Raw genomic sequence first — 11,004 nt, forward strand, 5'->3', positions numbered from 1 at the left:
TGCGCACTGGAGACCGCGAGGTGCGGTACGGCTTCGGATCCCACTTCGCCGGTTCGGGAATCAAGCCATTAGAGTGATATGGTCCATCGGTTGTTTTTCCGGGCGAGTGGCGGAATGGCAGACGCGCTGGCTTCAGGTGCCAGTGTCCTTCGGGACGTGGGGGTTCAAGTCCCCCTTCGCCCACACTGAGCGGTTCTACAAAAGGTCACGGCCTCGAAAGAGGTCGTGGCTTTGCGTTCGTGAAGGATGCTTTCGCCCCACCCCTATCGGCGCGGCGATAGGTCTCGTAGCCCTCGACGACCGCGCCGGGCTGGAAGGGCGGCGCGTGACCGGGTCGCGAACGAATGCGCTTCAAGCGGAACCGCGGATCCGGAATGCGTGCGAAGGCTCGGCCCCATACCTCCATGGCGCCGCGGGTCAGCGACGATGCCGGCTGCGCCCCGGCCGGGTTGTCATAATTGACGGCGAATGTCGAGAAGGTGGTGCTGCAGTTCGTGTGCGGTGTGTACCGCGACCCACCGCAGCGACCGCACACTGGTCTCGGGGTAGTGATAGACAACCGTGCGGGCCCAGTCGTCCGCGGAGAGCCGCGCCAGCACATTGGTGAACATCGTTGCGGCATCGGCCAGTTGGCGAGCGACCCGCACGGGGTCCTGATCGTTGTAGCCGTCGTGTTCGGCGCGCTCCTCGCGTCCCATGGACACGCAATCGGCGCCATCGACTCGACGCGCCGCGAGCACTCGTTCGCGTTGGACGAGCAGCACATCGCGTGCATGGCATGCGTACTGCAGCGGGGACCACACGTCGGGCCGCACCCGCAGCCGGACGGCCCCGCCGTTACTACACAGCAGCGCGCCAATATGGGTGGCCGCGGCGCGGATGTCGTCTCCGACGGTTGTGGCCTGCCGCCGGTCATAGGTGAAACCGCATTCGGCGCAGGGGCCAGTCACCAGATCATCATTCCAGATCGCACCTTTGGTGTTCGTATTAAAGGTGCGACACAGGAGGCTGATGGAACAGACTTCAAAGTTGTTGTGGCCGTGGCGATACAGCTAACCAGGAACGGCGGTGGCAGACTGGCCGTTGCGCATCGCCCCACCTGGAGGGAGCGCGGATGCTACGCCGCTGGTCGACGTAGGTGACCTACGAGCGCACCCACCGCGTGATCTCGGGAGTGACCGGGTCGGTGATGTCATCGAATTCGGGATGCTTCTTGAGCACCGTGCCAATCATCGAGCACACCGGAACGATGCGCTTGCCCTCGTCCCGCGCCTCGTTGAGCGCCTCCTCGACCAGGATGGTCGCCAGCCCACGTCCGCCATAGTCCGGATCGATTTCTGTGTGGTAGAAGACGCGCTGATCGCCGCGGTCGGCGAAATCGGCCAGCCCCACCGACCTGCCGTCGACGGCGATCGTGTACTTGCCGTCCTCGAGGGTGACCGTGGCTTCCGCGCCGGTCTTATCGGTTGTCATCTGTGTTTCCCTTTCTTTGCGGTGTAGGCCTGGGCCGCAGCCGAGTGGTCGGCAGCGGCGGGGCGGGAAGCCGGTCGAGCGCTCCCCGGTATCCCTGGACAGCGCCGAATCGGTCATCGGCGTCCTCCCACAATCGGCGGTAGTTGACGATGTCCTCGTGGCTTCGTCCCACGAAGTTCCACCACATCACCACCTCATCGGTGAACGGTGTGCCACCGAGCAGCAGCACCCGCGCGGGTCCCTCCCCCGCGTTATGCAACCGCAGCCGGTCCTGGCCGGGCCTTTGGTATGCCAAGTCAGCCAGCGCCAGGGCCGTCCCGCCCACGTGTATGGTCCCGGAATCACACAACACCCCATGCTCGAAGTTCGGGTCCACGTCGATCTCGAGGGTGGCCCCCGGCTCAAGGTCTATCTGGGCACCCAGCAAGGGTGTGAACGTCGGCACCGGCGATCGGCTGCCGGCCAGCTCGCCGAGAAAGACGCGAGCGTGCGCGCCCGGCAGGGACAGGGGCGCGGGCGCGTAGTGGGCGAAGTCTCGCCCTGAGTCGCGATCGGATGCGGGCAACGCGACCCAAAGCTGGACGCCGTGCAGCGGGGCGCCCGAATCGACCGAGACTTCCGAATGGCAGATACCGGCGCCCGCAGTCATCAGATTCAGCTCGCCGGGCCGGATGGCCGCGTGTACGCCCGCGCTGTCACGGTGCTCCACCTCGCCACTAAACAACCAACTGACGGTTTGTAGTCCCGTGTGGGGGTGCGGCGCGACGTCCATTCTCGCGGCGACCGGGCCGTAATGGTCGATGAAACACCAGGCGCCGACGAGCGATCGCTGGCGTTGTGGAAGGGTGCGTTGCACCCGGATCGCCCTCGGGCCGCCTAACGGAACCTCCCGCGGATGCAGCACTTCCACCGTCGGCGAGTCGCCCGCCTGTGGTGAAGCAGCGCAGGCGACTTCGGCTGGGGCGGCTTCAAGATTGCTCATCGTCCCCCCTCCGTCGCGAAGCCGCCTGCAGCGCCTTCGTCCGCGACCGTACCCGGCGCGCTTACTTTCGTGGGGGCCGCAGCACCTTCATGGCAAGGCTCATGACGGGCTCGGGCACGCGATCCTTGACAGACAGGGCGTTGTCGGCGAGGCGACTTCGCAGCGGGGTTCCCCGCCCGAATACCCGGTTGAGCGGCCCGCCGGTCGGCTCCAGCACCACATGCAGCGGCGGAGTACCGACGGCGGCGCCTAGCGCGTTGGAGATGACCATCCGCTGAATCTCGCTCGTTCCTTCAAAGATGGTGTACAGCTTGGCATCTCGATACCATTTCTCAACCGGATGATCAGTGATGTATCCCCAGCCGCCCATGGTTTGGATCGCACGTTCGGTGGCCCTGACCGCGACTTCGCTGGCGGCCATCTTCGACATCGAACCCTCGCCCCGTTCGAAGGGAACGTTATTTGCCGCCATCCACGACGCGCGCCACGTGAGCAGCCGAGCGGCGTCGATCTGGGTCGCCAGTTCCGCCAGCGGGAATGCGATGCCCTGGTTGTCGATGATGGGGCCACCGAAAGCCTCACGCTCGGTGGCGTACGCGGTGGCGTACTCGAGCGCGGCGCGGGCGATGCCGATGGCTTGGGCGGCGACCATGGGTCGGGTCTGCTCGAAGGTGCCCAACGTCGCAGAACCGGACCGTTTTCCGCCGGCTACGACTTCCCTGGCCTTGGCGAGCTTGTGCTCGAGTTTCTCTTCTCCGCCAAGCAAGTTGGCGGCCGGAACGCGCACACCTTCGAAGAGCAACTCGGCGGTATGAGACGCCCGGCAGCCCAGTTTGTCCAGTTTCCGCACCAGCTTCAGCCCAGGGGTGCCGCCCGGTACTACGAACAGTGCCTGACCGCGATGGCCGAGCTCCTCGTCGACCACCGCGTTGACCACGTGCACGTTGGCGATGCCGCCATTGCCGATCCACATCTTATGGCCGTCGATGATCCAGTCGTCGCCGTCGCGGCGCGCGTGGGTGCGCAGGTTACGCACATCGCTGCCGCCTTCGGGTTCGGAGATGGCCAGCGCAGCGAGTTTGAGATCTCCTGGTGTGCCGAAACATTCGGGCGCCCATTCCAGCATCTGTTCGGGTGAGGCGGCCTGGCCGATTGCCGACAACGCCAACGCCGGCATGACGATGGCCAAGCCGATGCCCGCGCAGCCCCAGAACAGCTCCTCCATGAACATGGGCAACGAGATGCCGGTCGGATCACCGATCAGATCGCGGTAAAAGAGCGGACTGTAGAAACCGCGCTGGGCCGCCTCTTCGAGCACTGGCCAGGGAAATTCCTGTCGTTGGTCGTAGTCGAGCGCTACTGGGCGTATTACGGATTCGGCGAACTCGTGCGTACGCCGCGCAAGGTCGTGTTGGGCCGCCGTCGGGGTCAGGTCGAACGTCATGGGGCGCCTCTAGGTCGACAGACTGTTCCTGCCGACCCCGACTACCCCGTTGATCGGCTCGGCAAACTGCCAGCGCACCTTTCGACGAAATGTCAGGCGGCCGAACGGGGTTTGACTTGCCCCAGCGGCAGATGCAGAACGACCGCGGCCACCGCGACCGACTGGTGTTCATGACGTGCCAGCAGCGCCGCGTTCTCGGGCAGTTGCCGGGCGTTGATCTCCCCCGCGGCAATGCGCCGCAGGACATCGTGCGCGTGCGCGAGCTGGTCACGCTTACGGTATTGACCGCCCGGCAGCTTCACCCCGGCCCAGACGCCGTACTCCTCGTGGTGTGCGATGGCATGCGCGGCGCAGCGGCGCTGTTGCGCCAGCGGGCAGCGGCGCAGGCATTGGATCCGTGCTTCGGTGGCCGACCGCTCGTATGCGCGCGCCTTGGCGGCGCCGTCTCCACCGTCGTCGTCGGGGTAGCCGAACCAAAGTTCCGGATTGGCTGCGCAGGGGTGTCCCATGTCGGTCTCCTTGTTGAGCGTGAAACGTAGATGGAAGCGTATACAGAAGAAGCGCCCGCGCACAAGAGAAACGTGACAAAAGCGTATATCCAGATGCGGGAGCCGCCTGCTGTGTAATATCCGGCTCATGGCCGGAGCGTGCGGTGACCCGTGAATCGGCCGGTGCGGCTATCCGCGCGCTACGTGAATCACGCGATTGGTCACTAGCCGACCTCGCCGCCGCGACCGGTGTCAGCATCATGGGGCTCAGTTTCATTGAGCGTGGTGCCCGGAAACCGCACAAAAGCACAGTCCAGAAGCTTGAAAACGGCCTCGGCCTGCCCCCGGGCACCTACTCGCGGCTGTTGGTGGCCGCCGATCCGGACGCCGAATTGGCGCGCCTGATGTCCGCGCGGCCGCCGGCGCGCACACCCGCGCGGCGCAGCGGACCGGTGGTGGTGGACCGTCATAGCGACACCGAGGTGCTGGAAGGCTACGCCGAAGCGCAGCTCGATGCGCTCAAATCCGTCATCGATCGATTGCCTGCGACAACATCAAACGAATATGAGACGTATATTCTGTCTGTGATTGCGCAGTGCGTGAAGGCCGAGATGCTCGCCGCCAGCTCGTGGCGGGTTGCCGTGAACGCCGGTGCCGACTCGACCGGTCGGTTGATGGAACATGTTCAAGCTTTGGAGGCGACGCGTGCGGCGCTGTTGAAGCGGATGCCCTCCACCTTGAGCGCCCGTTTCGACCGGGCATGCGCAAGGTCGTCGCTGCCGGAGACCATCATTGCCGCCCTGGTCGGCGTCGATGTCGACGAGATGTGGGATATCCGCAATCGGGGCGTGATCGCACCGGGTGCGCTGCCGCGGGTTCGTGCCTTCACCGAGGCGGTCGAGTCGGACGAAAAAGATGCAAGCCGGGACGACGAGGGGGCATCGTGAGTGAATCCGAAGTCGAGGCATTGAGCCGGGCCCATCAACTCTTCGCGGGCAGCGCCCAGCGGTCGTCGTTGAACGCGGACACCGCGCATTACCGCAATGTGTTGCACCGGGCTGCCAGACTGAGCGACAGGATGGCGCGCGGCGGTTACCAACTCGCGGTGGACCACGGTCGGGAACGCCTCGCCGCGGCGGCCGACACCGACGCGGCGGCCACCGACGTCGTTGCCGGCGCCCACCGCGATCGCGCACAGGCAAGCGACCGGACCCGAAGCGTGCTGGACGCGGCCCGCGCGGATGCCGATACGCCGGCGACACCATTGGCCCAGCGGGAAGCGATGCGTCGCCGCGTGACTCGCCTGCGGGCCCAGCGGGCGCACGTCGTGTCGGCACGCGCGCATGCGCGGCGTTGCCACGCCGAACTGCTGGCCTTGCGTTATCGGATCCGGCGCGACCGTCGGCTCGGGATGTCGGGACTGCGCGGGCTGACAAATGACCGCGCCGGGCTGGCGGTGCGCGCCGCATTGTCTCGACTGGGCCGACCCTATGTCTGGGGAGCGACCGGACCCGACCGGTTCGATTGTTCGGGGCTGGTGCAGTGGAGCTACGCGCAGGCCGGTATTCACCTGGATCGCACCACATATCAGCAGATCAACGACGGCATCCCAATATCTCGTGCCCAAGTGCGGCCTGGTGATCTGGTGTTTCCGCACGCCGGCCATGTGCAGCTGGCCATCGGGAACAACCTGGTTGTAGAAGCCCCCTACTCGGGTGCCTCGGTGCGAATAAGCCGACTGGGCAGCAACGTTGCGATCCGCCGACCGATATGACCAGCAGAGGGCCCGGTATACGGGCACAAGAATGGGGGTGAGCCGATGCCGGAACAACCCGGCCCCTCGTTAGAGGCCGTCGAGGCGCGGCGGTCGGCGCTGGCGAGCCAGCACGGCACCGCGACCGAAGCCGATCGGGCGCTGAGCGAGGTGCTGACCAGCGTTCACGACGCGGCGCGCGAAAGTGTCAGGCGACTCGACTCCATCGCCGAGCAGATCGACCGAGCGACCGTGAACCAGGCGGACCTCGCCCTCGATACCCCGATGGGTGCGCGCGAATTTCGAAAGTTTTTGATGGCCAAGCAACGCGAGATCGCTTCGGTCATTGCCGAAGCGCGCGAAATCAGCCGGGCGAAAACCGCTGTGTTGCAGAGCCTTCGGGCTCAATATGCCGCCGATAGCGGCTAGCCAGAACTAGTCCACACCGTGCAACACAGTGAATTGTCGACAACTATGCCGCTGAGTACTGTCGCCGAACATGAAGGGGCCGCGCCGTTTCCCGCAGCAGCGTCCGAGCAGGCTGCGACGCCGCTTGCCTGGCTGATGTCGGCCTATGACGACCTGCTCGCCGCGCTCGAATCCGTAAGAGATCGCACCGGCGATCCGAACGCGTGGCAGACGGGATTGACGCCGGCCGAAGTGACTGCCGCGCTCAGCCCGACCACGCGTCCCGAACAGATCGAGGCAATCCTGCGCAAGATCCGCCAACAACAAGCCGGCGTGCTCGGCGCGGGAACGACGGCGAACGCGCCCGTGCGGCCGTTCGCCGAAGCCGCGGCATCGCCGGACCGAGAGTCGGGCGATGCGGCCGATGCCATCGCCCATGCCGAAGCGGCTCTGGCACAACAGAACTCGGCGAGCTCGCAGCTGGACCTGCAGGTAATCTCGGCCATCTTGAACGCGCACCTGCATGCGGTTGACGGCAGCCAAGCCCTCGTCAGGTTGCAACACGACACCGAAGCCGCGGTACGGACCCGGTCGGATCTGGACACCCCGGCCGGGGCGCGTGACTTCCAGCGGTTTCTTATCGGCAAGCTCCGAGACATTCGGGAGGTCGTCCTGAATGCCAGCCTGGACGACACGTCGAAGTCGGCACTGATGGCCGCCTGGACGTCGCTGTACGACGCCTCCAAAGGTGAACCGAATCCCCCGGGCGGACGCCCGGGAGCCGCGGCGCCGGTTGGTGATGCGCCCGGGGGCGGCCCGACCGACGATCTCGACGCCGAATGGGATCCGCTACTGGACTCGTTGCTGGCCGACGATGGTGGCGTCCCCGGCGATGTGTCAGGACCGGAGACGGCGGGCGTCGCCGCGATGCCGGCCATACCGCAACAGCCGATGGCGTCCGCCGTGCCTAACTTTGGTGGGGGGTCACTGCCGGGGCTCGGTTCTCTACCCGCATCGATGGCCGGTTGGGAAGGGCCCGGCGGACTGCCGCTCTCCCGGCTGGGGGACGGTGACAGGACCGATCCGGCTCTGGGCGATCTGGCCGACGAGGAGGTGCCCGACGAGCGAACCCAGGATCCGAGCTCGCGGGGAGCCTCGAACGAGCCAGGCGACGGGACCGACGCCGAGGAAGGCACGGCATCCGAGGAGCCGCCGGCGGGTCCGACACCGGTGACCTTGCCCGATGGGGAAACAGTCACCGCGGGTAGCCCAGCGCTGGCAGCGGTGATCACGGCCGCCCTCGGCGGCACTCCGATAGCGGAGGCCTTCCAGCAGCAGGGAATCACCATTCCCCCACCGGGAACCGCAGTCCCGAGCCCTATCGATGCCCCGCAGGTTTCGCCCGGCGATATCGGGATGCTCACCGATCGGCATGCGCTCGCCCTTGGCCCCGGAAAGGCGCTTCTCGATGGCCAAATTCAACACATCGCCACCGTGAGCGGACCGAGCTTCCTAGGCTGGGAGCATCCGCCGTCGTCGCATGCGGCAGTAACGACGCCGGCCAAGCCTGACCCACCGACACCTACCCGGCCGGCGACCTCGTCGACCACCTGACCAAAACTCGCCGGCGCAACCGGCGGTCGTCAACAGGAGATAGCGGATGGCAGATTCGATTCATGTAGTGCCTGCGCACCTACGTCAGGCTGCCGCAGATCACCAGGACATCTCCGAGTACCTGCGTACCGTCCCGTCGTCGCACGCGGCGATCCAAGACAGCCTCGATTCGCTCGGACCGGTCTTCAATGAGCTGCGCGACGCAGGCCGTGAGCTGCTGGAACTTCGACGCCAGTGTTATGAACAGCAGGCTGCCGACCACGCTGATCTGGCCGACAAACTGAACGCCTCGGCGACGATGTGGGAACAGCACGAGCAGGAGGCGGCAGGGAAGTTCGACGACATCGTCGACCGCGGTCGATGACCGACGCGAATCCCGCTTTCGACACTGTTCATCCGAGCGGACACATTCTTGTCCGCTCCTGCCGGGGCGGCCATATGCACAGCGTCACCCTGAGCGAGGAGGCGATGGAAACCGACGCTGAGGCATTGGCGCACGGCATTCTCCTGACCGCCGACGTGTCATGCCTCAAAGCGTTGCTGGAAATCCGCGACGAGATCGTCGCTGCCGGGCACACACCCTCCGCGGCGGTCCCAACCCCCCGAGACCTTGATGCGGCCATCGAAAAGTTGCTGTCCCACAAACTGCGTCGCCGTACTGGCGCAATCTAGAGAGCGATCAGGCGCACGCTGGCCTAGCGTAACCGTGGCTGAGCCACGCTTGGATCGGGAGCGATACCGGTTGGCGGTTCTACCGGATTGGGGCCGAACAACTCTCGCGCGCGAGCGAGGAAGGCGCGCACCTCATCGAGTTGCTGCTGCAGTGCAGAATCAGCCATGTCCTTACGCTACCGAGGGCCTTGCGACCGCACAATTCACCGACCGCAAAGGTCGCCGGCCGGGCCCCGGTACGCTTAGCCGGTGGCGGTCTTCGGTCGGATGTCGGCGCGTCAGCGCCTCCGGAGAGCTACCCGGGAATCGCTGGCGATGCCGGCTTTCAGCTCCCCTATCGACTGCACCCCGTGGGTGACAGGCGGATTGTGGCCTGCCGAACTGTCGACGGTCACAGCCGAAACCGCTACTCTCGCTGAGCATCTCAAAGCTGACCTGCAGCGGATTTCTCACGCCGCCAACGACGAACTGAAGTTGCTCAAGCGATCGGGAATGACCGACGCCTCCCGCCAGGCGGCAGAGGCGCGAGTCATCGACGAGGCCCGCGCCCGTGCGGTGCGCCGAGTCGAGTCGACGATGCGCTATCTGCATGCCATGCGAAGCGGAGCCCAAGCTCCCGTTACTCCCCCACCGAGGCTCGAGCCGCACGGCGCGGATCTGGAAAGAACGCAGGTACTGCCTGCGATCCGCGAGGCCAAGCCCGTCGCCGAGCCGCCCATGCGGCTTGACCCTGAGGCAACCCCACGGCCGGAAGGAAGGCGTCGTCGCGAGTCTGCGATCGAACTTGTCGCCGACCCCGGTACGCCGCAGGCACCCAGTCAGCGGGCACATGCCGACCGCACCGCCGATGTGTCACATCTCGGCGAGACGCAAGTCATCCCGGTGGTCAGGGACGAGCCTGATTCACCGGTGCCGGTGCAGCCAGCGCCCGAGCCGGCACCGGATCAGGCTGACTCCGGCCGCCACCACGCGGTCGTCGACGAGGCGGTCACCGGTATGGCGGAGCCGCAGGTGGTCCGCCAGGAACGGGTTGTCGATCCAACCGCCACCGCCGCCACGCCTGCCGTTGCGGGAAGCGGCAGACCATCCGCCACGACTGCCCAGCCTGGCGACGAAAAACGCAGATTTGCAACGAGTCTCGATAGTGAGCGGCTGAACCGGTTGCTTGAGTTCGTGGTTCGGCAGGAGCCGCGCCTCAATTGGGCTATCGGAGATCGTGGCGACGGCACGACCGTACTGGTCACCGATCTCGCTCACGGGTGGATACCTTCAGGCATCACCCTTCCGGCGGGCGTGCGATTGTTGGAACCCGAGCGTCGCAGCGGTAGGGTCGCCGCACTGATCGGCGAAACGGCGCGCGTCGTCACATACGCCCCCGGCGATTCTTTGCACCGCTCGGTCGACTTCACCGCGACCAGATCGTCGATGGAGCCGCGCACGCTGCCCGCCATCGATGACCTGGCGAGCGTGTTGAGTGCGGCCACGCGCGGTCGTGACGATCTACCCAAGATCGCGCCGAGGTTGGCCGAAGCCGCCGCCACGGGAACGGTTGTCGTCGACCAGGAGGTCGACGTGCTGCGGGTCCATCTCGATACCGCGCGTTACCAGCTCCTCGTTCAGTATCCGAACGTCAATCCCGGGCTCCTGCTCAAGTGCCTGTTGATGGCCGCCACCGAGGGCATCGCCAGCGGAGACGCCGTGTCCGCTAACTACCACCTCGCGTGGTACCAAAAGCTTGCCGGGTGAGCTGCCGGCAGGTACGCCGAAAGCCTGCTCGCATATGAATTGACGCTGGTCGGAGGGGTCGACGATACTGTCATGGTGGCGGATTCGGGCAGTCGCGCGAATCTCAGCGAGAAGGATCTCGTCGAATCGGTTCTTCGGGATCTGAGCGAGGCGGCCGACAAGTGGGAAGCCCTTGTGGCGCAGGCGGAAGCCGTTACCTACAGCGTCGACCTGGGCGACATTTACGCCGTTGCGAATTCCGACGGCCGGCTGCTGAAATTGACTTTGCATCCCGGGGTGATGACCGGATACGGCCACGTCGAGCTGGCCGAGAGACTGAACCTCGCGATTACCGCGCTGCGCGAGGAGGCTGAGGCCGAGAACCGGGCGAGTTACGGCGGCCCACTGCACTGACGCGCGCTTCGCGTGCTCATCGACCGGCGCA

General features: G+C 65.9%; 14 protein-coding genes and 1 tRNA gene. 9 read left to right on the plus strand and 6 right to left on the minus strand.

The window, feature by feature from the left end; translation table 11 throughout:
• The first annotated feature begins 100 nt into the window (after positions 1–100).
• A tRNA-Leu gene (locus tag AC5Y4F_RS26305) sits at positions 101–183 on the plus strand.
• Between the two features lie 269 nt (positions 184–452).
• Here AC5Y4F_RS26305 and AC5Y4F_RS26310 read toward each other — a convergent pair.
• The 5 genes from AC5Y4F_RS26310 to AC5Y4F_RS26330 all read right to left on the minus strand — a co-directional run bounded on the left by AC5Y4F_RS26310 (position 453) and on the right by AC5Y4F_RS26330 (position 4,408).
• Positions 453–950, minus strand: coding sequence for a DinB family protein (locus tag AC5Y4F_RS26310; RefSeq protein WP_499999551.1), 498 nt, complete (start codon positions 948–950; stop codon positions 453–455).
• Positions 951–1,143: 193 nt separating this feature from the next.
• Complete coding sequence (locus AC5Y4F_RS26315; protein ID WP_499999553.1) at positions 1,144–1,473, minus strand: GNAT family N-acetyltransferase; 330 nt, start codon at positions 1,471–1,473, stop codon at positions 1,144–1,146.
• On the minus strand, positions 1,460–2,455 hold the full coding sequence (locus AC5Y4F_RS26320) for a pirin family protein (protein ID WP_499999555.1): 996 nt from the start codon (positions 2,453–2,455) through the stop codon (positions 1,460–1,462). The genes AC5Y4F_RS26315 and AC5Y4F_RS26320 overlap by 14 nt, the downstream gene beginning before the upstream one ends.
• 61 nt (positions 2,456–2,516) lie before the next feature.
• The gene (locus AC5Y4F_RS26325) at positions 2,517–3,899 is read right to left on the minus strand and encodes an acyl-CoA dehydrogenase family protein (RefSeq protein ID WP_499999558.1); all 1,383 of its coding nucleotides are present in this window, start codon (positions 3,897–3,899) and stop codon (positions 2,517–2,519) included.
• Positions 3,900–3,991: 92 nt separating this feature from the next.
• Positions 3,992–4,408 carry a WhiB family transcriptional regulator gene (locus tag AC5Y4F_RS26330; RefSeq protein ID WP_067934800.1) on the minus strand — a complete coding sequence of 139 codons (417 nt, stop codon included), beginning with the start codon at positions 4,406–4,408 and terminating at the stop codon, positions 3,992–3,994.
• A 143-nt stretch (positions 4,409–4,551) separates the two neighbouring features.
• On the opposite strand from AC5Y4F_RS26330, the gene AC5Y4F_RS26335 reads away from it, so the two are divergent.
• The 6 genes from AC5Y4F_RS26335 (at position 4,552) to AC5Y4F_RS26360 (ending at position 8,834) form a co-directional block, all read left to right on the plus strand.
• The gene (locus AC5Y4F_RS26335) at positions 4,552–5,334 is read left to right on the plus strand and encodes a helix-turn-helix domain-containing protein (RefSeq protein WP_499999561.1); all 783 of its coding nucleotides are present in this window, start codon (positions 4,552–4,554) and stop codon (positions 5,332–5,334) included.
• Positions 5,331–6,161, plus strand: a complete 831-nt coding sequence (locus tag AC5Y4F_RS26340) for a C40 family peptidase (protein ID WP_499999563.1) — start codon at positions 5,331–5,333, stop codon at positions 6,159–6,161. The genes AC5Y4F_RS26335 and AC5Y4F_RS26340 overlap by 4 nt, the downstream gene beginning before the upstream one ends.
• 45 nt (positions 6,162–6,206) lie before the next feature.
• Positions 6,207–6,569, plus strand: coding sequence for a DUF4226 domain-containing protein (locus tag AC5Y4F_RS26345; protein WP_067934805.1), 363 nt, complete (start codon positions 6,207–6,209; stop codon positions 6,567–6,569).
• Positions 6,570–6,704: 135 nt separating this feature from the next.
• Positions 6,705–8,162, plus strand: coding sequence for a DUF4226 domain-containing protein (locus AC5Y4F_RS26350; protein WP_499999581.1), 1,458 nt, complete (start codon positions 6,705–6,707; stop codon positions 8,160–8,162).
• A 46-nt stretch (positions 8,163–8,208) separates the two neighbouring features.
• Positions 8,209–8,526, plus strand: coding sequence for an ESX-1 secretion-associated protein (locus AC5Y4F_RS26355; RefSeq protein ID WP_499999565.1), 318 nt, complete (start codon positions 8,209–8,211; stop codon positions 8,524–8,526).
• On the plus strand, positions 8,523–8,834 hold the full coding sequence (locus AC5Y4F_RS26360; RefSeq protein ID WP_499999568.1) for a DUF2694 family protein: 312 nt from the start codon (positions 8,523–8,525) through the stop codon (positions 8,832–8,834). The genes AC5Y4F_RS26355 and AC5Y4F_RS26360 overlap by 4 nt, the downstream gene beginning before the upstream one ends.
• A 23-nt stretch (positions 8,835–8,857) precedes the next feature.
• Here AC5Y4F_RS26360 and AC5Y4F_RS26365 read toward each other — a convergent pair whose 3' ends face one another.
• Positions 8,858–9,001, minus strand: a complete 144-nt coding sequence (locus AC5Y4F_RS26365) for a hypothetical protein (protein ID WP_499999573.1) — start codon at positions 8,999–9,001, stop codon at positions 8,858–8,860.
• An 82-nt stretch (positions 9,002–9,083) separates the two neighbouring features.
• Between AC5Y4F_RS26365 and AC5Y4F_RS26370 the strand changes: the two genes are divergently transcribed.
• Positions 9,084–10,580, plus strand: a complete 1,497-nt coding sequence (locus AC5Y4F_RS26370) for a DUF5632 domain-containing protein (protein WP_067934812.1) — start codon at positions 9,084–9,086, stop codon at positions 10,578–10,580.
• 72 nt (positions 10,581–10,652) lie between these two features.
• The gene (locus AC5Y4F_RS26375) at positions 10,653–10,973 is read left to right on the plus strand and encodes a DUF2710 family protein (protein ID WP_067934813.1); all 321 of its coding nucleotides are present in this window, start codon (positions 10,653–10,655) and stop codon (positions 10,971–10,973) included.
• The last annotated feature ends 31 nt before the right edge of the window (positions 10,974–11,004 follow it).

This window comes from Mycobacterium sp. NGS56 (assembly GCF_059812425.1).

Coding starts and splice junctions, on each gene's coding strand:
- AC5Y4F_RS26350 (WP_499999581.1), top strand. CDS start 6,705: ATGTCGGCCTATGACGACCTGCTCGCCGCGCTCGAATCCGTAAGAGAT.
- AC5Y4F_RS26315 (WP_499999553.1), bottom strand. CDS start 1,473: ATGACAACCGATAAGACCGGCGCGGAAGCCACGGTCACCCTCGAGGAC.
- AC5Y4F_RS26330 (WP_067934800.1), bottom strand. CDS start 4,408: ATGGGACACCCCTGCGCAGCCAATCCGGAACTTTGGTTCGGCTACCCC.
- AC5Y4F_RS26325 (WP_499999558.1), bottom strand. CDS start 3,899: ATGACGTTCGACCTGACCCCGACGGCGGCCCAACACGACCTTGCGCGG.
- AC5Y4F_RS26360 (WP_499999568.1), top strand. CDS start 8,523: ATGACCGACGCGAATCCCGCTTTCGACACTGTTCATCCGAGCGGACAC.
- AC5Y4F_RS26345 (WP_067934805.1), top strand. CDS start 6,207: ATGCCGGAACAACCCGGCCCCTCGTTAGAGGCCGTCGAGGCGCGGCGG.
- AC5Y4F_RS26355 (WP_499999565.1), top strand. CDS start 8,209: ATGGCAGATTCGATTCATGTAGTGCCTGCGCACCTACGTCAGGCTGCC.
- AC5Y4F_RS26365 (WP_499999573.1), bottom strand. CDS start 9,001: ATGGCTGATTCTGCACTGCAGCAGCAACTCGATGAGGTGCGCGCCTTC.
- AC5Y4F_RS26375 (WP_067934813.1), top strand. CDS start 10,653: ATGGTGGCGGATTCGGGCAGTCGCGCGAATCTCAGCGAGAAGGATCTC.
- AC5Y4F_RS26320 (WP_499999555.1), bottom strand. CDS start 2,455: ATGAGCAATCTTGAAGCCGCCCCAGCCGAAGTCGCCTGCGCTGCTTCA.